A 21,894-nucleotide genomic window follows, 5' to 3' on the forward strand; every position below is an offset into this window, starting at 1 on the left:
CCTTTCGCAACGGTTCTGTTGCGCGGGGTGCACCCTATCGCGACGCCTATTCCTCCGGCCTGCCGTCGGCCGCTGTCCCGGTGAAGGATCGGCTTGCGGAACGTGAGCCTCACTCGCAGCGCCCTCTTGCCCGCGTGCTTGGAGGCCGCCACTGAGCTCCGACAGAACCCCGCCATATAGCGGCGCAAGCCACACATGACACCGGGCGGCACACCGAGCAGCCGCCACAAACGACCGATTTAGCCGTTACACGCCCGTGAGTCGGAGCATGACTGAGCCCATTGAGGCCGGAATGGGGGGGGCGAGGCCACTGTGCCGATTCTGATTCTTTGTCCACACCACCGCGGGGGCCGTTTCAGCGGCCCCCGCGGTGGTGTTGCCGAGGTGTGGACTCAAGCCGCGCGGGGCAACACTCCGCGCAAGACGTCGGTGAGGGTGACGACCCCAGTGAACCGGTTGTCCTGGGTCACTGCGGCCAGCTGACGGCTGTTGCGGCGCATGGAGGCAAGTGCTTCGTGCAACGGTGTGGTGGAAGGCAGCGTCAGAGCCTCCTGGATGAGCGGCTGGATCGGCGCAGAAGACTCCATCGTGAGGGTGTCCCGCACGTGGACGACGCCCGGAACGCTCTCGGGGGTGTGGTCCGGCTGGACCAGGATACGCAGGTGCCCTGAGCGCGCAGCGGCATTCTGGACCGCCTCGACGTCGGCATCGGGGGCGACCTTGACCGGGCGTTGACCCTGGGGGAGGAGGTCCCCGAGAGTGAGGGTCTGAAGGTCCAGGGCACCGGCCAAGGCTTCATGGTTCTGCCGGTCCAGGGTGCCGGCGGCGGCGGAGTGCTCCACCAGCTGACGAATGGCCGCTGCGTCGTAGCCGCCCACGGCGGCCTGGTCCACGGGGGTGACGCCGCTGAGGGTCACCAGGCGGTTGGCCAGCCGGTTGGCCAGCAGCAGCAGGGGACGAACGGTCCAGACGAAGGCGCGTGCGGGCACGGCCACGGCTTTGGCTGCGGCCTCGGGGTGGGCAATGGCCCAGGACTTGGGGGCCATCTCCCCGATGACCAGGTGAAGGAAGGTCACGGCCAGCAAGGACAGGACGAAGGAGGCGGTTCCGGCTGCCGCTGCGGGGATGCCCCAGTCCTCCAGGACGGGGCCGAGCCATACGTCGACGGCCGGCTTGGTGATCGCCCCCAGGGCGAAGGTGCACAAGGTGATGCCCAACTGGGCTGCGGCGAGCATGAGGGTCAGCTCGTCGACTCCCTTGAGAGCGGCCCGTGCGGCGCGGCTGCGTCCTGCCTCGGACTCCAGTCGGTGCCGGCGGGCGCCCAGCAGGGAGAACTCCATGATGACGAAGATGGCGCTGAGCACGATCAGCGCTGTGGTCACGAGCATGACGATCAGTGGACCGTGCATCATCGCTCCTCGTCCGTGGTGGCGTCGGGCTGGGCCTCGTGGGCGGCATGGCTGCCGGCGGTGTCAGAGCGGGGCACCTCGATGAGGTGGATCCGCAGTCGAGCTGGGACCCTGCGTTGGATGGAGAGGACCTCGACCTGCAGGTGGCGGTCGTAGACCTCCTCAGCCCCGAAGTCTCGTGGGTCCTCGGGCAGGTCGATCGTGATGACCTCGCCTACCCGGGGCAGACGGCCCAGAGCGTCGATGGTCAGACCGGCGGCGGACTCGGCCTCGGTCACGGGCAGGGGGTGCCCGACGAGGCGCTCGAGCTCGTCCAGGTGGGCCTCTGCGCTCAGGACCCAGGAGTGCAGGCCTGTGGCGGTGATCTCCTCCTGGGGGTGCAGGTCGTGCTCGTCCGTGAGCTCGCCCACGAGCTCCTCCGCGAGGTCTTCCACTGTGAGCACGCCGACGAAGCCGCCGAACTCGTCCACGATGCACGCCATCTGCTGCCCTGAGCCGTCGAGCTCCCGGGCTGCGTCGGGCAGGGACATCATCGTGGGCAGCACCAGTGCAGGGCGCATCAGGGCGGACACGGGGGTGTCCGGGGCTATCCGGGTCTCACCGAGCAGGTCGGTGAGGTGGACTACCCCGAGCGGTTCGTGTTCGTTCGAGATCACCGGGTAGCGGGTGTGGCCGGTGGCCATCAGGTCGCGCACCTGAGCCAGGGAGGTCTGGGGCTGAACCTCGTCCACACGCGAGCGGGGCATTATCGCGTGCTGCACGTCCTGGTCTGGGAAGTCCAGCACCCGGTCGATCAGGACGGAGACCTCCGCGGGCAAGGATCCGGAAGCTCTGGAGTCCAGGGCAATGCGGTCCAGGTCCTCGGCGGAGGCGGTGCTGTCGACGTCGTGCACTGGCTCGATGCGCAGGAGCTTGAGCAGCACCTCGGCCGCCTTGTCGAAGACCCAGATGAGCCAGCCGAACAGGCCGAGGTAGATCTGTGTGGGCCGGGCCAGAGCGCGGGCCAGGGGCTCGGGGTTGGCGATGGCCAAATTCTTGGGGTACAGCTCGCCGATGATCATCTGCACCAGGGTGGCCACCACCAGTACGCCCAGCGTGGAGATGGCGATGACCACTTCAGAAGGCAGTGCGGTGCCGCCGAGCAACTCGGTCAGGGCCGCACCCACCATCGGCTCTGCCACGTAGCCCACCATGAGGCCTGTGACCGTGATCCCCAGCTGCGCGCCGGAGAGCATGAAGGAGGTGCGGCGAGTGACCTGCAGTGCGCGGGCGGCGGCGCGGTCGCCGGCCTTGGCGGCGGTCTGCAGGCGGACGCGGTCTACAGACATGTACGCGAATTCCTGGGCCACGAAGAAGCCGTTGGCGGCGATGATCGCCAGGATGATGAGGGATCCGAGGATCAGTGTCAGGACTGGATCCATGCCTGAGTCACCTCCCCACGAGGTGCAGGCGACCCCGCCAGCTGCGGGGTGGGGTGGGGGTGACGCTCGGACTGTCACCAGGGCAGGCGGCTGGGCCGTCGCTCATGTATTCAGGGGCTCCATAAGGGGTCGAATGAATAATGGCGGCACATTACCACCGGTAACCGGTCGCAGGGCAAGGTGGGGTGTGGCCTCGCCGCCGACATCGGGCACCTGCCCGCCAGGATGTCCAGCCGGGTATACCCCTTTACACGCCCCGTCCGCCCACGAGAGCATCACGTCAGAAACGGTCCCAAACCGAGCTGTTGGACAGAAGTGTCGGAGGGTCTGAGACGTGGTGGGACAGACCGTCGGGTGCGTGTGAGGCCACCCCCGTGGGAGTCGGCCGACGCCCCGCACCCACGAACGTCGGCTCACGTCAGGGCGAGCATGGCGACGCGCCGAGGGGACGGGCGCCGAAGCCTTCTCCCGATAGAACGAGCACGTGGCGAGCCGGTGGTTGAGGGGGCCCGGCACCAGGTCTGCGACGAAGGCCCATGAGGATCTCCAGCCCCGGAAGCCAGGCTCCAGCGCTGGGCAGCTCGGCACTGCTGGGCAGCCGAGCCATCTCCACGAGCTGCGCATCACCGGGATCCCGCTCCCATTCCCTGCCTTCCACCGCATTGCCCGTGGCCACCCGCCAGCGGGAGAGGATCTTCTGCGCTCGCTGCAACCGGGCGCTCACTCGGTGTGCGGGACGGGATGGGTCGCCTTCATCGTGGTGGGTCATGCTCCAGTTCGCGGGTCCGAGCGCGGGGCTCTGCTCCTCGTCCGGGAAGGGGAGGAGGGCCACGACGGCTACCCCCAGATCCTCTCGCCGCATCATTCCTGTTCCCCGTCGGCGACGTGGGCGCGGCCGAGCCGCCCGCCGGTGACCTCCAGGGCCTGGACCCGAGGCCCGGACGCGTGGACAGTCGACGAGATGGATGTGTGCGTCGCGGAAGAGATCTGGTGCGGTGGGCCCGGGCGGGGTTCGGGGCAGTGATCGACCTGGTGGTGTCTCAGGTGTGCAAGGAGCGGTGTCGTCGCTGGGGTCAGAAACGAGCGTGTCGTGCCCACCTGTCGGAGGTCGCCCGGGCCATGCGTGCGGACCGGACGGGCACGTTCAGCCCGTCATCCCCACGTCCACGGCCGCCTCGCGCGCGTGCCCCGATGGGAGTGAAGGAACGTGCAGACATGGGAGGGGGAGGACGCTGAGCGGCCGGCACGTCCCACGTGGGCCCGTAGGTGCAGCGCGTGGCGAAGACCCCGCCGTCCCGTCCGTCACAATGACCGACTCCGGTCTGGGCTGGAGGGGCAGGGTCGCTAGGGTGGTCCCGTGAAGACCTTCGACGAGCTGTACGCGGAACTGACGCGCAAGGTGCAGGAGCGCCCCGAGGGCTCCGGCACCGTGGCCCAGATCGACGCCGGCGTCCATGCGATCGGCAAGAAGGTCGTCGAGGAGGCGGCCGAGGTCTGGATGGCGGCCGAGTACGAGTCGGATGAGGCCGCCGCCGAGGAGATCTCGCAGCTGCTGTACCACGTGCAGACCATGATGATCGCCCGCGGCATCAGCCTCGAGGACGTCTACCGCCACCTCTGAGGCCGCCGGCCCCGTTCCCCGCCCGCCCCACCGCACCCCGAGGAGACCGACGCGTGCTGCGCATCGCCGTGCCCAACAAGGGCGCCCTGTCCGAGTCCGCCCGTGAGATCCTGCAGGAGGCCGGCTACCGGCAACGCCGGGACTCCCGCGAGCTCGTCCTCGTGGACCCCGAGAACAACGTCGAGTTCTTCTACCTGCGTCCCCGGGACATCGCCGTCTACGTCGGCCAGGGCACCCTCGACGTCGGCCTGACCGGCCGCGACCTGTTCTGCGACGCGCAGGTGGGGGACACCGCCGAGGAGATCATGGGGCTCGGCTTCGGCCGCTCCGTGTTCCGTCTCGCCGCCCCCGTCGGCTCCTTCACCTCCGCCGAGCAGCTCGCCGGCAAGCGCATCGCCACGAGCTACGACGGCCTGCTCTCCGACTACCTGGCCCGCACCGGCCTGGACGCCACGGTGGTGCACCTCGACGGCGCCGTGGAGTCCTCCGTCAAGCTCGGCGTGGCGGACGCGATCGCCGACGTCGTGGAGACCGGCAGCACCCTGCGCGCCGCCGGCATGGAGGTCTTCGGCGAGCCCATCCTCGACTCGGAGGCCGTGCTGATCGGCCGCGCGGGGGAGCGCCCCGAGGGCCTCGACGTGCTGCTGCGCCGCCTCAAGGGCGTGCTCGTGGCCCGCCGGTGGGTCATGATCGACTACGACATCCGCCGTGACCTGCTGGAGGCGGCCACCGCGGTCACCCCGGGGCTGGAGTCACCGACGGTCTCCCCGCTGCGGGACGAGACGATGGTCGCCGTGCGCTCCATGGTCCGCAAGCCGGACGCCAACCGCGTCATGGACGAGCTGTACGCCCTGGGCGCCCGCGGCATCCTGATCTCCGCGATCCACGCGATCCGCCTCTGACGGCCCGCGCCGTCCCGCCCGAGCCCCCCGAGACGAAGGAGCCGACGTGAGCCTCGCCGTGCGTGTCATCCCCTGCCTGGACGTGGACGCCGGGCGCGTGGTCAAGGGCGTGAACTTCGAGAACCTGCGCGACGCGGGCGACCCGGTCGAGCTCGCCCGCCGCTACAACGCCGCCGGCGCCGACGAGATCACGTTCCTCGACGTCACCGCCTCCACCTCGGACCGCGCCACGACCTACGACGTCGTGACCCGCACGGCCGAGGAGGTCTTCATCCCGCTGACCGTGGGCGGCGGCGTGCGCACCGTCGAGGACGTGGACCGCCTGCTGCGCACGGGGGCGGACAAGGTCTCCGTCAACACGGCGGCCGTGGCCCGGCCCGAGGTGATCACGGAGATCACCCGCCGCTTCGGGTCCCAGGTCCTCGTGCTCTCCCTCGACGCCCGGCGCACGGAGGACCCGGGCTGCGCCTCCGGCTATGAGGTCACCACCCACGGCGGCCGCCAGGGCACCGGCATCGACGCCGTCGCCTGGTGCCGGGAGGCCTCCGAGCGCGGGGTGGGGGAGATCCTGCTCAACTCGATCGACGCGGACGGCACCCGCGAGGGCTTCGACCTGGAGATGATCCGGGACGTGCGCGCCGTGACGCGCGTGCCGCTGATCGCCTCCGGCGGCGCCGGCGAGCCCGAGCACTTCCCGCCCGCCGTCGCGGCCGGTGCGGACGCGGTGCTCGCCGCCTCCCTGTTCCACTTCGGCCCGGACGACATGCTCGCCCGCGTCAAGGAAGCCCTGCGGCAGGCGGGGCACACCGTCCGCTGACCCCGTCGGCCACGCCCATCTCCGGCTCCCTAGACTGGACCTCCATGAGCCTCTCCCCGCCCGACGACCTCGTGGCCTCCGTGACCTTCGACGACCGGGGCCTGGTGCCCGCCATCGCCCAGCAGGAGGGCACCGGCGAGGTGCTCATGATGGCGTGGATGAACGCGGAGTCCCTGCGCGCGACGCTCGAGACCGGCTGGGCCACCTACTGGTCCCGCTCGCGCGGCGCGCTGTGGCGCAAGGGGGAGACCTCGGGCCACCTGCAGCGGGTGCGCGCGGTCCACGCGGACTGCGACGGCGACACCCTGCTGCTCACCGTGGACCAGACCGGCCCCGCCTGCCACACGGGCACCCGCACCTGCTTCACCGGCCGCGAGCTCGTCATGCCGCCGGCCGCCGTCGACCCCGAGGAGGCCGCCCGATGACCGCCGCCACCACTCCCTCCCGTGCGCAGTTCCTGCGCCTGGCGGACACCGCCCGCGTGATCCCCGTGGTCCGCACGGTGCTGGCGGACGGCCTCACACCGCTGGCGATCCACCGGCGCCTGGCCGGCTCCCGCCCCGGCACCTTCCTGATGGAGTCCGCCACCCCGGGCGCGGCATGGTCCCGGTACAGCTTCATCGGGGCCGGCTCCGCCGTCACCCTGACCTCGCGGGACGGCGAGGCACACTGGCAGGGCACCCCACCCGAGGGGCTGCCCACGCAGGGCCGCGCCCTGGACGTGCTCGCCGCGTGCCTGCGCCTGCTGCGCACGGACGTGCGCGCCGAGGTCGGAGGCGCTCTGCCGCACCTCGTCTCCGGCATGGCCGGCTTCCTGGGGTGGAACACGGTCCGAGCGTGGGAGCGCCTGCCGCACCCGCCCGAGGACCACCTCGGCCTGCCCGACCTCGCGATGAACCTCGTCACCGACCTGGCCGTGCACGATGCCCTGGACGGCACCGTGACGCTGATCGCCAACGCGGTGAACGGCAACGGCCTGGCCACCGGCGCGGACCGCGCCTACGACGACGCGCTCGCCCGTCTGGACGCCATGGTCGAGCGCCTGGCCGCCCCGGCCGCGGACCCGGTCAGCGACGTCCCGCGCCGCTGGCTCGAGGCGGACGCGGACGAGGTCGCCGCCCAGGCCGAGGACCGGTGGGGCGCCGAAGGCTTCCGGGAGGCCGTCGGGAAGGCCCAGCGGGCGATCCGCGACGGCGAGGTGTTCCAGGCCGTCGTCTCCCGCCGCTTCTCGGTCACCACGGACGCGACCGGTCTGGACGTGTACCGCGTCCTGCGCACGGTGAACCCGAGCCCCTACATGTACCTCTTCTCCTTCGAGACCCCGGACGGGGAGCCGTACGAGATCGTGGGCTCCTCGCCCGAGGCGCTCGTCACCGTGCGGGACCGCCGCGTGGTCACCCATCCGATCGCCGGCTCACGGCGGCGCGGGGCCACCGAGGAGGACGACCGCCTCCTCGGCAAGGACCTGCTGGAGGACGAGAAGGAGCGGGCCGAACACCTCATGCTCGTGGACCTCTCCCGCAACGACCTCTCGCGCGTGTGCCGCCCCGGCACCGTCGAGATCACCCAGTTCATGGAGCTCGAGGCGTTCAGCCACATCCTCCACCTGGTCTCCCACGTGGAGGGCCGCATGCGCGACGACGTCGACGCGCTCGACGTCCTCCGCGCCGCCTTCCCCGCCGGCACGCTGTCCGGCGCCCCGAAGCCCCGCGCCCTGCAGCTGCTGGACGAGTGGGAGCCGACCGAGCGCGGGCCCTACGGCGGCGTCGTCGGCTACTTCGACCTGGCGGGCAACATGGACATGGCGATCAACATCCGCTCGGCCACGCTGCACCGCGGCCAGGCGCACGTGCAGGCCGGCGCCGGCATCGTCGCGGACTCCGATCCCGACGCCGAGACCGCCGAGACCGTCACCAAGGCGACGGCGCCGCTGCGGTCCGTGCTGACCGCGGGCGAGCTGGGGCAGGCGTGATGCGCCGCCGCACCGTGGTCCTCGCCGCGCTGGCCGCCGGCGCGCTCGTCCTGCTCACGGCGGGCCGCACCTGGGTGACCGCCACGGGCCTGTCCGGCGGGATCGCCTCCGAGGCGACGACGTCGGGCGGCGCCGCCGCGCCCGTCACCACCGCCATGGCCCTGGTCGTGATGGCCGGTGCCCTCGCCCTGACCACCGCCCGGCGCCTCGGCGCCGTGATCGTCGGCGTGCTCATGGCGCTGGCCGGGGTCGTGATCGCCTCGACCTCGGTCACCGCCGCCCTGGACCCGGCGACGACGGCGGCCGCCGCGGTCGCCGACGCGACCGGGACCACTGCGCTCGCGCAGGACTACGCCGTGACGGCGTGGCCGTGGGTCGCGGCGGCCGGCGGCGTCCTCGCGGCGCTGTGCGGCGTCGTGGCGGCACTGGCGGGCCGTGGCTGGCGTTCGTCCCGGCGCTACGAGAAGGCGCCTGCGGCCTCCGAGCCCGGCCCGGCCGCCGCCGGGGAGCAGCCCGCGCAGTCCGCCCGCGAGGCGGCCCAGCGCCGGCGCGTGGACCAGATGGACGCGTGGGACGAGCTGTCCCGCGGCAACGACCCCACGTGAGTGCCCGTCTCTCGGACCGCCCCGCACCGCCCGGGTCGTCCCGGGTCACGCGGGCCCGGCCCCGTGCCCGCATGGCACAATGAGGGACAGTCGTCATGTACACCACGCACCAGTGAGGGACAGCCATGAGCCACACCGCGAACACCGCGCACACCGAGCCCACCACCCGTCGCGCCGCCCGCCGCGGCGCCGTCGAGGACGTCGTCGTCACCGAGGATGGCCGGGTGCTCAACGACCCGACCCACCTCGAGCTGCCGGGCCACGGCAACTCGCCCGGCGCGTGGGCCATGGTGGCGCTCGTGCTCGTCGGCTTCGTGGCCGGCTGCGTCGGCCTGCTCGCCGACTGGAGCGTCGTCGTGTGGATCGGCCTGGCCCTGATGGCCGTGGGGGTCGTCGTGGGCATCGTCGCCGGCAAGGCCGGCGCGGGTCGCGGCCAGCACGGTCACTGATCCGCGTGTCCGTCCTCCAGGAGATCATCGACGGCGTCCGCGAGGACCTCGAGCCTCGTCGCCGTGCCGTGCCCGAGGCGCGCCTGGCCGAGCTGGTGGCCGCCGCCCCCGCGCCGCGCGACGCCCACGCGGCCCTGCACGGCGGACGCACCGACCCGGCGGGGATCCGGGTGATCTCCGAGGTGAAGCGGGCGAGCCCCTCCAAGGGCGCGCTCGCCGAGATCCCCGAGCCGGCCACCCTGGCCCGGGCGTACGAGCGCGGCGGCGCCAGCGCCGTCTCCGTGCTCACCGAGGCCCGCCGCTTCGACGGCAGCCTGGCCGACCTGGACGCCGTGCGTGCCGCCGTCGATCTGCCGGTCCTGCGCAAGGACTTCACCGTCACCGAGTACCAGATCCACGAGGCCCGCGCCCACGGGGCCGACCTGGTCCTGCTGATCGTGGCCGCCCTCGACGACGCCGAGCTGGCCGGCTTCCTGCAGCTCACCGAGTCCCTGGGCATGCACGCCCTCGTGGAGGCCCACACGCCCGAGGAGATCGAGCGCGGCGTCGCCGCCGGCGCCCGCATCCTCGGCGTCAATGTGCGCAACCTCAAGACCCTCGACGTCGACCCGGCCCGCTACGCCGCGCTGGCCGACGGGCTGCCCGAGGACGTCGTCCGGGTCGCCGAGTCGGGCGTCGAGTCCGAGGAGCAGATCAAGGCCTACGCCGCCGCGGGCGCCGACGTCGTGCTCGTGGGCGAGGCCCTCGTGCGCCACGGCGCCCCCGAGGAGGCGCTGCGCGCGTTCCGCGCCGCGTCCCTCACCGTCCGCTGACCGAACCAGACCCGAGGAGCGTGGTCGTCATGAGCGCCGACCGTCCGAGCACCGAGCCCGCGATCGAGTTCGAGGGGCCCTATCAGGGTCAGGCCGGGCCCTACTTCGGCGACTACGGCGGGCAGTGGATGCCCGAGTCCCTCATGGCCGCGCTGCAGGAGCTCACCCGCACCTACGAGGAGGCGCGGCAGGACCCCGCCTTCGAGGCCGAGCTGCGGACCCTTTTCCGGGACTACGTGAACCGGCCCTCTCTGTTGAGCGAGGTGCCGCGGTTCGCCGCGGACACCCCCGGCGTGCGCATCTTCCTCAAGCGCGAGGACCTCAACCACACCGGCTCGCACAAGATCAACAACGTGATCGGCCAGGCGCTGCTCGCCCGCCGCATGGGCAAGACGCGCCTGATCGCGGAGACCGGCGCCGGCCAGCACGGCGTGGCCACCGCGACGGCGGCCGCGCTGTTCGGCATGGAGTGCACCGTGTACATGGGGGAGGAGGACACCCGCCGCCAGGCCCTGAACGTGGCGCGCATGCAGATGCTCGGCGCCGAGGTGGTCCCCGTGGCGATCGGCGCCCGCACCCTGAAGGACGCGATCAACGAGGCCCTGCGGGACTGGGTCGCCTCCGTGGACACCACGCATTACCTGATGGGCACGGTCACGGGCCCGCACCCGTTCCCCGCCATGGTGCGCTACTTCCACTCCGTGATCGGCGAAGAGGCCCGCGAGCAGATCCTGGCCCAGGCCGGCCGCCTGCCCGACGCCGTCGCGGCGTGCGTGGGCGGCGGGTCCAACGCGATGGGCCTGTTCCACGGCTTCCTCGACGACCCTGAGGTGGAGCTCTACGGCTTCGAGGCCGGCGGCGAGGGCCTCGAGACCGGCCGCCACGCCGCGTCCATCACGCTCGGACGCACCGGCGTGCTGCACGGCGCCCGCACGTACCTGATGCAGGACGAGGACGGGCAGACGATCGACTCCCACTCGATCTCTGCCGGCCTGGACTACCCGGCCGTCGGCCCGGAGCACGCCTTCCTGCACGACACGGGCCGCGCCGTCTACGAGCCGGTCTCGGACACCGAGTGCATGGACGCCTTCCTCCGGCTCACGCGCACCGAGGGCATCACGCCCGCCATCGAGTCGGCCCACGCCCTGGCCGGCGCGCTGCGCCTGGCCCGCCGCTGGGCGGACGAGGGCCTCGTGGGGCCGGACGCCCCGGAGGGGGAGGAGCGGATCATCATCGTGAACCTCTCCGGCCGCGGGGACAAGGACGTCGCCACCGCGGCGGCCTGGTTCGGCCTCGGCACGGCCACGGAGGAGAAGGACCCGCTCGAGGAGATGACCCCCGGAGAGGAGCAGTGACCGGCATGACCGTACACTCCAAGACCGCCGCGGCCCTGGATGCCGCGAAGGCGGCCGGCCGCACCGGCCTCGTCGCCTACCTGCCCGCGGGCTACCCGAGCGTCGACGAGTGCGTGGAGGCCGTCGTCGTCGCCGCCGAGAACGGCGCGGACGTGATCGAGCTCGGCCTGCCCTACACCGACCCGGTGATGGACGGCCCCGTGATCCAGGCCGCCACCCAGGCCTCGCTGCGGGCCGGCTTCCGCGTGGCGGACGTGTTCGAGATCATCCGGCGCGTCACGCAGCGCGTGGACGCCGCCGTGCTGGTGATGACGTACTGGAACCTGGTGGACCGCATGGGCGTCGACGAGTTCGCGCGCCGTCTCGCCGAGGCCGGGGGCGCCGGTCTCGTCACCCCTGACCTCGTGCCCGAGGAGGCCGGTGCCTGGATGGAGGCCGCGGACCGCCACGGCCTGGACCGCGTGTTCCTCACCGCGCCCTCGTCCACGGACGAGCGGGTGCGCCTCACCGTCGAGTCCTCCCGCGGCTTCGTGTACGCCGTGTCGGTCATGGGCGTCACCGGCGCCCGCGACGCGGTGTCCACCGCGGCCGAGACCGTGGTGCGCCGCGCCAAGGAGGCCGGTGCCGAGCACGTGTGCGTCGGGCTGGGCGTCTCCCAGGCGGCCCACGTGCGAGAGATCGGCGCGTACGCCGACGGCGCCATCGTGGGCACCGCCCTGGTCCGCGCCCTCGGCGAGGGCGGCCCGCAGGCCGTCGGCGCCCTCGCCCGCGAGCTGGCCGCCGGCGCCGTCCGGGAGGGCTGAGCATGACCGCCCTGGCCTCCCTGGCGTCCCCCGCCGCCCTCGCACCCCTGGCCGCGTTCCCCGCCCCCACCTGGGACGGCTTCGAGATCGGCCCGGTGAAGATCCACGCGTACGCGCTGAGCATCATCCTGGGCATCGTCCTGGCGCTGTGGCTGGCCGAGCGCCGCTGGAAGGCCCGGGGCGGCCCCGAGGGGCGCGTCCTGGACGTGGCCCTGTGGGCCATCCCGTTCGGCTTCGTCGGCGGGCGGCTCTACCACGTGTTCTCCTCGCCGGACCGGTACTTCGGCCCCGGCTTCGACGGCACGGGCGACCCGATCCAGATCCTGTACGTGTGGAACGGCGGCCTGGGCATCTGGGGCGCGATCGCCCTCGGGGCGGTGGGCGCGTGGATCGCGTGCCGGCGCTACGGGGTGCGGCTGAGCGCGTTCGCCGACGTCGTCGCCCCGGGCATCCTGCTGGCCCAGGCCGTGGGCCGGTGGGGCAACTGGTTCAACCAGGAGCTCTTCGGCGGCCCGACGACGGCCCCGTGGGGCCTGCGCGTGGACGCCGACCACCCGAACTTCCCCGCGGGCGTGCCCGCGGACACCCTGTTCCACCCCACGTTCCTCTACGAGTCGCTCTGGAACCTGCTGGGCGTCGCCGTCCTGCTGCTGGTGGACCGGCGGTGGCGGCTGCGGCACGGCGCCATGGTCTGGGCCTACGTCGCCTGGTACACGGCCGGTCGCGTGTGGATCGAGATGCTGCGCATCGACGACGCGGAGCTGGTCACGCTCTTCGGCGTGACCCAGCGCCTGAACGTGTGGACCTCGATCGTGATGCTCCTGCTGGCGCTCGTGATGCTCGCCGTCATCCTGGTCAAGCACGGCCCGGCCGCCGCCGGCCCGCGCTCGGACGACTCCGTGTGGCTGCCCGGCCGCGGCCCCGCCCTCGAGGCCGGCGCGGGCGCGCCCGTCGACGCGGCGGTCGCGGGGCAGGGCCCCGACGACGGCGCCGGATCCACGGCCGCGGGGGTCCGCGAGGACCGCTGAGCGTCCAGCATTCGGACATCCGCGTCTGAGAATGTGGCGCAGGTCGCCTTCCTCGCTACACTCGTGCGCAACGCGACCCGCCGGGCGATCCCCGAGGCAGGGTCCGCTCACCATCGCAGGGGCCAGCGTCGTCTCCTCCTCACCCCGGCCCTCCGGCCGGCCACAGGAGAAGGACGCGCCATGCAGCACCCATCGAAGACCCTGCACGCCGACCCGTTCCGCGCGTTCGCCGCCCAGCCGGAGGCGGCGGGTCTCTACGACCCGGAGCAGGAGAAGGACGCGTGCGGCCTCGCCGCCGTGGCCACCCTGCGCGGCCCGGCCACCCACAAGATCGTCCAGGACGCGCTGACCGCCCTGCGGGCGCTCGAGCACCGCGGCGCCGTGGGAGCGGACGAGGGCACCGGCGACGGCGCGGGCATCATCACCCAGGTCCCCGACGCCCTGCTGCGCGCCACCGTCTCCTTCGAGCTGCCCGCGGCGGGGGAGTACGCCGTCGGCACCGCCTTCCTGCCCCAGGACGAGGCCGCCCGCGCCGCCGCGCAGGAGGCGATCGCCGAGGCCGCCGTCGTCGAGGGCCTCGACCTGCTCGGCTGGCGTCCCGTCCCCACCGACGAGTCCGTGCTCGGCCCGGGCTCGCGCGCTGTCATGCCGGTCTTCGAGCAGCTCTTCCTGGCCGTCCCCGCCGGCGAGGACGTCGAGGCCCCCGGCCATTCGCTGGACGCCCGCGCCTGGCGCCTGCGCCGCCGCGCCCAGCGCAGCGGCGTCTACTTCCCCTCCCTGTCCTCGCGCACCCTCGTCTACAAGGGCATGCTCTCGACGGCGCAGGTCGAGCCGTTCTACCCGGACCTCTCGGACGAGCGGTACGTGACCCGCCTGGCCGTGGTCCACTCCCGCTTCTCCACGAACACGTTCCCCTCGTGGCCGCTGGCCCAGCCCTTCCGCACGATCGCGCACAACGGCGAGATCAACACCGTCAAGGGCAACCGCAACTGGATGCGGGCCCGCCAGGGCGAGCTGCGCCACCCGCTGCTCGGCGAGGTGCCCGAGGAGATGTTCCCCATCGTGAGCGCCTCCGGCTCGGACTCGGCCTCGTTCGACGAGGTGGCCGAGCTGATCCACCTGGCCGGCCGCCCGCTCTCGCACGCGATCATGATGATGGTCCCGGAGGCGTGGGAGAACCACACCACCATGGACGAGGACCGGCGCGCGTTCTACCAGTACCACTCGATGCTCATGGAGCCGTGGGACGGCCCCGCCGCGATCGCCTTCACCGACGGCGTGCAGCTCGGCTCGGTGCTGGACCGCAACGGCCTGCGCCCCGCCCGCTACTGGGAGACCCGGGACGGGCTCGTGGTGCTCGCGTCCGAGGTCGGCGTCCTGGACATCGACCCGGCCACCGTGGTCCGTAAGGGCCGGGTCAAGCCCGGGCGGATGTTCCTGCTGGACACCGAGCAGGGCCGCATCATCGAGGACGAGGAGGTCAAGGCCGAGATCGCCGCCTCCGCCCCGTGGAAGGACTGGGTGGCCGACTCGCTGCGGCGGATCGAGGACCTGCCCGAGCGCGAGCCCGTCCGCTACCACGGCGACTCCGTCCGCCTGCGCCAGCGCCTGTTCGGCTACACGGACGAGGAGGTGCGCACGATCATCGAGCCCATGGCGCGGCACGGCGCCGAGCCCCTCGGGGCGATGGGCACGGACACCCCGATCGCGGCGCTCTCCCCGCGCCCGCGCCTGCTCTTCGACTACTTCACGCAGAACTTCGCGCAGGTGACCAACCCGCCGCTGGACTCCATCCGCGAGGAGCAGGTCACCTCGATGCGCACGTGCATCGGACCCCAGGCGAGCCTGCTCGCCGCGGGCAAGGTGACGACGGACGCCGTCGAGATCCCCTTCCCGGTGCTGGACAACGAGCAGCTCGCCCGCATCGCCGCGGTGCGCGCCGAGGACGGCACGCGCCGCGCCCTCAAGGTCAAGGGGCTCTACCTCGTGGCCGGCGGCGCCGAGGAGATGCGCTCCCGCCTCAAGGAGATCTGCGAGCAGGTCTCCGCGGCCGTCCAGCGCGGCGTGCAGTACGTGGTCCTCTCGGACCGGGACGCCAACGCGCAGTGGGCGCCCATCCCGTCCCTGCTGCTCACCTCGGCCGTGCACCACCACCTGCTGGCGAGCGCCTCGCGCACCCGCACCTCCCTGCTCGTGGAGGCCGGCGACGTGCGCGAGGTCCACCACGTGGCCGTGCTGATCGGCTACGGCGCCTCCGCCGTCAACCCGTACCTGTCCATGGAGACGGCCGAGGAGCTCGTGCGCACCGGCACGCTCACCGGCGTCACCGAGCAGGAGGCCACCCGGAACCTCATCCACGGGCTCGGTAAGGGCGTGCAGAAGATCATGTCCAAGATGGGCATCTCCACGGTGGCCTCGTACTGCGGCGCCCAGACGTTCGAGGCGCTCGGCCTCTCCCGGTCCTTCGTGGACCGCTACTTCACGGGCACCCGCTCGCCGATGGACGGGGTGGGGCTGGACGTGATCGCGGCCGAGTCCGCGGCCCGCCACGCCACGGCGTTCCCCGTGGACGGCTCCTCCGCCTCCACCGTGGGCCCGCGCGGCACCTCGGGCCTGCCCGTGGGCGGCGAGTACAAGTGGCGCCGAGAGGGGCCGCCGCACCTGTTCAACCCCGAGACCGTGTTCCGCCTGCAGCACGCCACCCGCGAGCGGCGCTACGACATCTTCAAGGACTACACGCGGCGCGTGGACGAGCAGTCCGCGGACCTGATGACCCTGCGCGGCCTGCTCGGGCTCGCCACGAAGGGGCGCGAGCGCGTGCCGGTCTCCGAGGTCGAGTCCGTCGAGTCGATCGTGAAGCGGTTCTCCACCGGCGCCATGTCCTACGGCTCGATCTCCCAGGAGGCCCACGAGACGCTCGCGGTGGCCATGAACCGCCTCGGCGCGCGCTCGAACTCGGGCGAGGGCGGCGAGGACCCCGAGCGCCTGCTCGACCCGGAGCGCAACTCGCGCGTCAAGCAGATCGCCTCGGGCCGGTTCGGCGTCACGAGCCTGTACCTGTCCACCGCCACGGACCTGCAGATCAAGATGGCCCAGGGCGCCAAGCCCGGCGAGGGCGGCCAGCTCATGGGCGCCAAGGTCTACCCGTGGGTGGCGCGCACGCGGCACTCGACGCCGGGCGTCTCCCTCGTCTCCCCGCCGCCGCACCACGACATCTACTCGATCGAGGACCTCGCCCAGCTGATCCACGACCTCAAGCGAGCCAACCCGCAGGCCCGCGTGCACGTCAAGCTGGTCTCCGAGACCGGCGTGGGCACGGTGGCGGCCGGCGTGACCAAGGCGAAGGCCGATGTCGTGCTCATCTCGGGGCACGACGGCGGCACCGGGGCCTCCCCGCTGAACTCGCTCAAGCACGCCGGCACCCCGTGGGAGCTGGGGCTGAGCGAGGTCCAGCAGACGCTGCGGCTCAACGGGCTGCGCGACCGCGTGACCGTGCAGGTGGACGGCCAGCTCAAGACCGGCCGGGACGTGGTGATCGCGGCCCTGCTCGGCGCCGAGGAGTTCGGCTTCGCGACGGCGCCGCTCGTGGTCTCGGGCTGCATCATGATGCGCGTGTGTCACCTGGACACCTGCCCCGTGGGCGTGGCCACGCAGAACCCCGAGCTGCGCGCCCGCTTCACCGGCCGGCCGGAGTTCGTGGTGACGTTCTTCGAGTACATCGCCCAGGAGGTGCGCGAGCTGCTCGCCGAGCTCGGCCTGCGCTCCCTGGACGAGGCGATCGGCCGCCAGGACCTGCTGCACAAGGACGCGGCGATCGGGCACTTCAAGACCGAGGGCCTGGACCTGTCCGGCGTGCTCTCGGACGCCGGGGTGCCCGAGGAGGCCCCGCGCCGCCGGCTCACGGAGCAGGACCACCGGCTCCAGGACCAGGCGGACCAGCGCTGGCTGGACCAGGTGGCGGACGCCGTGGTCACCGAGACGCCCGTGACCGTCACGGACCGCCTCGTGAACACCGACCGCTCCGTGGGCACCCTGCTGGGCCACCGCGTCACCGCGGCCCGGCTCGACGACGAGCTGCCCCGGGACACCATCCGCATCGAGCTGACCGGCGAGGCCGGGCAGTCCCTCGGCGCCTTCCTGCCGGCCGGCGTGAGCATCACCCTGTCCGGGGACGCCAACGACTACGTGGGCAAGGGCCTCTCCGGCGGCACGGTGGCCCTGCGACCCGCCCCCGAGGCCCCCTTCGCGGCCGAGGAGAACATGATCGCCGGCAACGTGGTGGGCTACGGCGCCACCTCGGGGCGGCTGTTCCTCAACGGCCGCGTGGGGGAGCGGTTCCTGGTCCGCAACTCGGGGGCGGTCGCCGTCGTCGAGGGCATCGGCGACCACGGCCTCGAGTACATGACGGGCGGCACCGCCCTCGTGCTGGGGAACACCGGCCGCAACCTCGCGGCCGGCATGTCCGGCGGCGTCGGGTTCTTCCTGGACCTGGACCCCGCCCAGCTCAACCCGCTCGCCGTCAAGGAGGACGAGCTGCTGCTCCGCCGCCCCCAGGGCGCGGACCGCGCGCTCATCCGCGAGCTGCTCGAGGAGCACCGGGCCGCCACCGGCTCGGACCTGGCCGCGCGCCTGCTCGCCGAGCTGGACGGCCCCGCCGAGGCCGCCGAGGCGCTCTGGGAGCGCTTCACCACCGTCCTGCCGCGCCGCTACGCGGCCGTGCAGGAGATCCGAACTGAGAGCCGGGACGCCGGCACCGACCCCGACGGCGACGCCGCCTGGGCCCGAATCCTGGAGGTGACCCGTGGCTGACCCGCGCGGATTCCTGAAGCATCGCGAGCGCGTCCCGCGCCCCTCGCGCCCCGTCCCCGTCCGCATCATGGACTTCAAGGACGTCCACGTGCGCCAGGACGAGGCGATCGTGCGCACGGAGGCCTCCCGCTGCATGGACTGCGGCGTGCCCTTCTGCCACGCAGGCTGCCCCCTGGGCAACCTCATCCCCGAGTTCAACGACCTCGTGTACCGGGACGACTGGGACGAGGCCGGCGCCCGCCTCGAGGCCACGAACAACTTCCCCGAGTTCACCGGCCGGATCTGCCCCGCCCCGTGCGAGGCCTCGTGCGTGCTCGGCATCAACCAGCCGGCCGTGTCCATCAAGCAGGTGGAGCTGTCGATCGCGGACCACCTCTTCGACGCGCCCTCCCTCACCCCGCACCCGCCGCAGCGGCAGAACGGGCTGACCGTCGCCGTCGTCGGCTCGGGCCCGGCGGGCCTGGCCGCCGCCCAGCAGCTGACCCGCTCCGGCTACACCGTGGTGGTCTACGAGAAGGACGAGGCGCTCGGCGGGCTGCTGCGGTTCGGCATCCCGGACTTCAAGCTGGAGAAGCATCTGATCGACCGCCGCATCGCCCAGATGACCGAGGAGGGCACCCGGTTCCGCACCGGCGTGCGGATCGGCACGGACATGAGCTGGGAGGCGCTGCAGCGCCGCTACGACGCCGTGGTGCTGGCCACCGGCGCCCCCGTCGGCCGGGAGCTGCCCCTGCCGGGCCGCGGCCTGGACGGCATCCACCTGGCCATGGACTACCTCGTGCCCGTCAACCGGCGGGTCGCCGGCGGCGAGCTCGAGCCGATCAGTGCCCAGGGCCGGCACGTCGTGATCCTCGGCGGCGGCGACACGGGCGCGGACTGCATCGGCACCGCCCACCGCCAGGGGGCCGCCTCGGTCACCACGCTGGCGATCGGCAGGCGGCCGCCGGAGCAGCGCCCCGAGCACCAGCCCTGGCCCACCGTGCCCACCCTGTTCGAGGTCGCCTCCGCGCACGCCGAAGGCGGCGAGCGCATCTACCTGGCCTCCACCGTCGAGTTCCTCGGCGACGCGGAGGGCCGGGTGCGCGCCCTCAAGGTGGCCGAGACCGAGATCCGGGCCGACGGCACCCGCGGCCCGCGGGCCGGCACCGAGCACGAGATCCCGGCTGACCTCGTACTGCTGGCCCTCGGCTTCACGGGAGCGGACCTGGACGAGCTCGTGGACCGCTCCGCCGTGTCCCTCGAGCGCGGCCTCGTGGTCCGCGACGAGACGTACGCCACGCAGGCCCCGGGCGTGTTCGCGTGCGGCGACGTCTCGCGCGGCGCCTCGCTCGTGGTGTGGGCGATCGCCGAGGGCCGCGCCGTCGCGGCCGAGGTGGACCGGTTCCTCTCGGGGGACACCATGCTCCCGGCGCCGGTCCGGCCCTCCGACCACGGCTTCGTCCTGAGGTGAACGGCGGGGCTAGCCCCTCGGCCAGGGAGCGCGCCCGCGCCTAGAGTGGACCCATGCGACACGCGAAGATCATCGCCACCTTCGGGCCCGCCACCGACTCCGACGAGACCACCCGCGCCATCATCCGTGCGGGGGCGGATGTCGTCCGCCTCAACATGAGCCACGGCGACCACGCGGTCCACGAGACGTCCTACGAGCGAGTGCGCCGCCTCAGCGTGGAGGAGAGCCGCCCCGTCGCGATCTTCGCCGACCTCCAGGGCCCCAAGATCCGCCTGGGCCGCTTCACCGACGGCCCGCATCTGCTCGAGAGGGGCGATCGGATCACCATCACCACCCGGGACGTGCCCGGGACCCGCGAGCTGGTCGGCACCACCCACAAGGGTCTGCCCGGGGACGTCGCCCCCGGTGACGTGCTCCTGGTGGACGACGGCAAGGTGCGCCTGCGCGCCGTCGAGGTCACGGACACGGACGTGGTGGCCGAGGTCGAGGTGCCGGGCATGGTCTCGGACAACAAGGGGATCAACCTGCCCGGCGTGGCGGTGAACGTGCCGGCCCTGTCCGAGAAGGACGAGCGGGACCTGCGCTGGGCGCTGCGCACCGGCGTGGACATGGTGGCGCTGTCCTTCGTGCGGGACGCCGCGGACGTGGACCGGGTGCACGAGATCATGGACGAGGAGGAGCGCCGGGTCCCGGTCATCGCCAAGATCGAGAAGCCCCAGGCGGTGGAGAACCTCGAGGCCATCGTGGACGCGTTCGACGCCATCATGGTGGCCCGCGGCGACCTCGGCGTGGAGCTGCCGCTCGAGGACGTGCCCGTGGTGCAGAAGCGCGCAGTGGACCTCGCCCGCCGCTGGGCGAAGCCGGTCATCGTGGCCACGCAGGTGCTCGAGTCGATGATCGACAGCCCGCGCCCGACGCGCGCCGAGGCCTCGGACTGCGCCAACGCCGTGCTCGACGGCGCGGACGCCGTCATGCTCTCGGGCGAGACCTCGGTGGGCGCATATCCGGTCGAGACGGTCCAGACGATGGCCCGGATCATCGAGTCCACCGAGACCCACGGCCTGGAGCTCATCCACCCGCTCGGCTCGCGTCCCCGCACGCGCGGCGGCGCGATCACCCGGGCCGCCGTCGAGGTCGCGAACCAGCTCGAGATCCCGTTCCTCGCCACGTTCACCGAGTCCGGCGACTCGGCCCGTCGGCTCAGCCGCCTGCGGCCGCGTCAGCCGATCTACGCGTTCACCCACCACGAGCACACGCACAACATCCTGTGCCTGACGTGGGGCGTCTACCCGAAGATGGTCCCGTTCCAGGACTCCACGGACAAGATGACCCTCCAGGTGGAGCAGTCGCTCACATCGGAGGGCATCGCCCAGCACGGCGACCTCGTGGTCATCGCCGCCGGGTCCCCTCCCGGGGCCGTGGGCTCCACGAACACGCTGCGCGTGCACCGCGTGGGCGACGACGCCGCGGGCGGCTCGTCCGCCGCCTCGCCGCAGACGCGCGAGCCGGTCGGCTTCTGGCCGGCCCGCTCCCCGCTCTGACGAGCGCGCGGGCGCCGCTCAGCCGACCTGGTCGATGACGGCCTGCGCGACCTCCCGCATGGTCAGGCGCCGGTCCATGGAGGTCTTCTGGATCCAGCGGAAGGACTCGGCCTCGGTCAGGCGCATCCGCTCCTGGAGCAGCGCCTTGGCCCGGTCCACGATCTTGCGGGTCTCCAGGCGGTCGCCCAGGTCCCGCACCTCGGCCTCGAGGCTGCGCAGCTCGTCGAAGCGGGCCACGGCCAGTTCGATGGCGGGGACCAGGTCGGCCTCGGTGAAGGGCTTGACCACGTAGGCCATGGCCCCGGCGGTCCGGGCGCGCTCCACCAGCTCGCGCTGGCTGAAGGCGGTCAGCATCACCACGGGGGCGAGCCGTTCCCCGGCGATCTCGCCCGCGGCCGCGATGCCGTCCATCACGGGCATCTTCACGTCCATCACCACGATGTCCGGGCGGTGCTCGCGCACGGCCTCGACGGCGGCGCGGCCGTCGCCGGCCTCGGCGACCACCCGGTAGCCCGCCCCGGTGAGCACCTCCACCAGGTCGAGGCGGATCAGGGTCTCGTCCTCGGCGACGACGGCCCGCAGGCCGGTCTCCTCGGGAGGCGTCAGCGTGGACACGGCAGCTCCTTCGTGCGGGCCGGGACGGCGTCGGTGCGGCGCCGCTGGTGGTCCACCAGGCTACCGTGCGCGATGGGCGCGGCGCGGGCGCGGCGGCGGGGACCGTCGCCGGAAGGCCGAGGACGCCGGGTCGGGGCGCTGATAGGGTGATCGAGTCCCGCCTCCGGGCGGCACTGCCCGAATGGTGGAATCGGTAGACACGCCGCACTCAAAATGCGGTGCCGAGAGGCGTGTGGGTTCGAGTCCCACTTCGGGCACCGTCGGCGCGCGGCCACCCGCCGTGGG

The 21,894-nt window shown here is 72.7% G+C and carries 17 protein-coding genes and 1 tRNA gene; 15 read left to right on the plus strand and 3 right to left on the minus strand.

What is annotated here, in order from left to right:
• Window positions 1–392: 392 nt before the first annotated feature.
• Both FLM69_RS01100 and FLM69_RS01105 read right to left on the minus strand, forming a co-directional pair.
• Window positions 393–1,388, minus strand: coding sequence for a CNNM domain-containing protein (locus FLM69_RS01100; protein ID WP_370510494.1), 996 nt, complete (start codon window positions 1,386–1,388; stop codon window positions 393–395).
• 20 nt (window positions 1,389–1,408) lie between these two features.
• Entirely contained in the window at window positions 1,409–2,830 is a 1,422-nt protein-coding gene (locus FLM69_RS01105; protein WP_141842735.1) for a hemolysin family protein, read from the minus strand.
• Window positions 2,831–4,187: 1,357 nt separating this feature from the next.
• Between FLM69_RS01105 and FLM69_RS01110 the strand changes: the two genes are divergently transcribed.
• The 14 genes from FLM69_RS01110 (at window position 4,188) to pyk (ending at window position 20,994) form a co-directional block, all read left to right on the plus strand.
• Window positions 4,188–4,451, plus strand: coding sequence for a phosphoribosyl-ATP diphosphatase (locus tag FLM69_RS01110; protein ID WP_010078767.1), 264 nt, complete (start codon window positions 4,188–4,190; stop codon window positions 4,449–4,451).
• Between the two features lie 53 nt (window positions 4,452–4,504).
• The gene (gene hisG, locus FLM69_RS01115; RefSeq protein ID WP_141842737.1) at window positions 4,505–5,353 is read left to right on the plus strand and encodes an ATP phosphoribosyltransferase; all 849 of its coding nucleotides are present in this window, start codon (window positions 4,505–4,507) and stop codon (window positions 5,351–5,353) included.
• Window positions 5,354–5,399: 46 nt separating this feature from the next.
• The gene (gene hisF / locus FLM69_RS01120) at window positions 5,400–6,170 is read left to right on the plus strand and encodes an imidazole glycerol phosphate synthase subunit HisF (RefSeq protein ID WP_141842739.1); all 771 of its coding nucleotides are present in this window, start codon (window positions 5,400–5,402) and stop codon (window positions 6,168–6,170) included.
• 44 nt (window positions 6,171–6,214) lie between these two features.
• Complete coding sequence (gene hisI / locus FLM69_RS01125) at window positions 6,215–6,595, plus strand: phosphoribosyl-AMP cyclohydrolase (protein ID WP_141842741.1); 381 nt, start codon at window positions 6,215–6,217, stop codon at window positions 6,593–6,595.
• Complete coding sequence (locus tag FLM69_RS01130; RefSeq protein WP_141842742.1) at window positions 6,592–8,142, plus strand: anthranilate synthase component I; 1,551 nt, start codon at window positions 6,592–6,594, stop codon at window positions 8,140–8,142. Before hisI ends, FLM69_RS01130 begins: the two co-directional genes overlap by 4 nt.
• Window positions 8,142–8,747: a Trp biosynthesis-associated membrane protein gene (locus FLM69_RS01135; protein ID WP_141842744.1), complete on the plus strand. Its 606-nt coding sequence runs from the start codon at window positions 8,142–8,144 to the stop codon at window positions 8,745–8,747. The genes FLM69_RS01130 and FLM69_RS01135 overlap by 1 nt, the downstream gene beginning before the upstream one ends.
• A 125-nt stretch (window positions 8,748–8,872) precedes the next feature.
• Window positions 8,873–9,196, plus strand: coding sequence for an HGxxPAAW family protein (locus FLM69_RS01140; protein WP_061867935.1), 324 nt, complete (start codon window positions 8,873–8,875; stop codon window positions 9,194–9,196).
• Window positions 9,197–9,201: 5 nt separating this feature from the next.
• A complete protein-coding gene (trpC, locus tag FLM69_RS01145; RefSeq protein ID WP_061867936.1) occupies window positions 9,202–10,008 on the plus strand; it encodes an indole-3-glycerol phosphate synthase TrpC in 807 nt (268 codons plus the stop codon).
• A 29-nt stretch (window positions 10,009–10,037) separates the two neighbouring features.
• Window positions 10,038–11,363 carry a tryptophan synthase subunit beta gene (gene trpB / locus FLM69_RS01150; protein ID WP_061873152.1) on the plus strand — a complete coding sequence of 442 codons (1,326 nt, stop codon included), beginning with the start codon at window positions 10,038–10,040 and terminating at the stop codon, window positions 11,361–11,363.
• Window positions 11,360–12,166 carry a tryptophan synthase subunit alpha gene (gene trpA / locus FLM69_RS01155; RefSeq protein WP_061867938.1) on the plus strand — a complete coding sequence of 269 codons (807 nt, stop codon included), beginning with the start codon at window positions 11,360–11,362 and terminating at the stop codon, window positions 12,164–12,166. The genes trpB and trpA overlap by 4 nt, the downstream gene beginning before the upstream one ends.
• A gap of 2 nt (window positions 12,167–12,168) precedes the next feature.
• Window positions 12,169–13,194, plus strand: a complete 1,026-nt coding sequence (lgt, locus tag FLM69_RS01160; protein ID WP_036382770.1) for a prolipoprotein diacylglyceryl transferase — start codon at window positions 12,169–12,171, stop codon at window positions 13,192–13,194.
• Window positions 13,195–13,374: 180 nt separating this feature from the next.
• A complete protein-coding gene (gene gltB, locus FLM69_RS01165) occupies window positions 13,375–18,003 on the plus strand; it encodes a glutamate synthase large subunit (RefSeq protein ID WP_061867939.1) in 4,629 nt (1,542 codons plus the stop codon).
• Window positions 17,996–19,453, plus strand: a complete 1,458-nt coding sequence (locus tag FLM69_RS01170) for a glutamate synthase subunit beta (protein ID WP_061873151.1) — start codon at window positions 17,996–17,998, stop codon at window positions 19,451–19,453. Before gltB ends, FLM69_RS01170 begins: the two co-directional genes overlap by 8 nt.
• A gap of 53 nt (window positions 19,454–19,506) precedes the next feature.
• Window positions 19,507–20,994 carry a pyruvate kinase gene (gene pyk / locus FLM69_RS01175; RefSeq protein WP_061867941.1) on the plus strand — a complete coding sequence of 496 codons (1,488 nt, stop codon included), beginning with the start codon at window positions 19,507–19,509 and terminating at the stop codon, window positions 20,992–20,994.
• A gap of 18 nt (window positions 20,995–21,012) precedes the next feature.
• Here the strand turns inward: pyk and FLM69_RS01180 are convergent, their stop codons facing one another.
• Complete coding sequence (locus FLM69_RS01180; RefSeq protein WP_010078752.1) at window positions 21,013–21,609, minus strand: ANTAR domain-containing response regulator; 597 nt, start codon at window positions 21,607–21,609, stop codon at window positions 21,013–21,015.
• Window positions 21,610–21,784: 175 nt separating this feature from the next.
• On the opposite strand from FLM69_RS01180, the gene FLM69_RS01185 reads away from it, so the two are divergent.
• Window positions 21,785–21,866: transfer RNA gene (locus tag FLM69_RS01185), tRNA-Leu, on the plus strand.
• Window positions 21,867–21,894: the final 28 nt, after the last annotated feature.

Origin of the sequence: Micrococcus sp. R8502A1, from assembly GCF_006704135.1 — a bacterium.
Classification (GTDB): domain Bacteria; phylum Actinomycetota; class Actinomycetes; order Actinomycetales; family Micrococcaceae; genus Micrococcus; species Micrococcus luteus.

Bases quoted from the DNA above. Each gene is read 5' to 3' on its own strand.
- hisI (WP_141842741.1), top strand. From the start codon at position 6,215: ATGAGCCTCTCCCCGCCCGACGACCTCGTGGCCTCCGTGACCTTCGAC.
- lgt (WP_036382770.1), top strand. From the start codon at position 12,169: ATGACCGCCCTGGCCTCCCTGGCGTCCCCCGCCGCCCTCGCACCCCTG.
- FLM69_RS01105 (WP_141842735.1), bottom strand. From the start codon at position 2,830: ATGGATCCAGTCCTGACACTGATCCTCGGATCCCTCATCATCCTGGCG.
- FLM69_RS01130 (WP_141842742.1), top strand. From the start codon at position 6,592: ATGACCGCCGCCACCACTCCCTCCCGTGCGCAGTTCCTGCGCCTGGCG.
- FLM69_RS01135 (WP_141842744.1), top strand. From the start codon at position 8,142: ATGCGCCGCCGCACCGTGGTCCTCGCCGCGCTGGCCGCCGGCGCGCTC.
- trpB (WP_061873152.1), top strand. From the start codon at position 10,038: ATGAGCGCCGACCGTCCGAGCACCGAGCCCGCGATCGAGTTCGAGGGG.
- FLM69_RS01140 (WP_061867935.1), top strand. From the start codon at position 8,873: ATGAGCCACACCGCGAACACCGCGCACACCGAGCCCACCACCCGTCGC.
- FLM69_RS01100 (WP_370510494.1), bottom strand. From the start codon at position 1,388: ATGCTCGTGACCACAGCGCTGATCGTGCTCAGCGCCATCTTCGTCATC.
- gltB (WP_061867939.1), top strand. From the start codon at position 13,375: ATGCAGCACCCATCGAAGACCCTGCACGCCGACCCGTTCCGCGCGTTC.
- pyk (WP_061867941.1), top strand. From the start codon at position 19,507: ATGCGACACGCGAAGATCATCGCCACCTTCGGGCCCGCCACCGACTCC.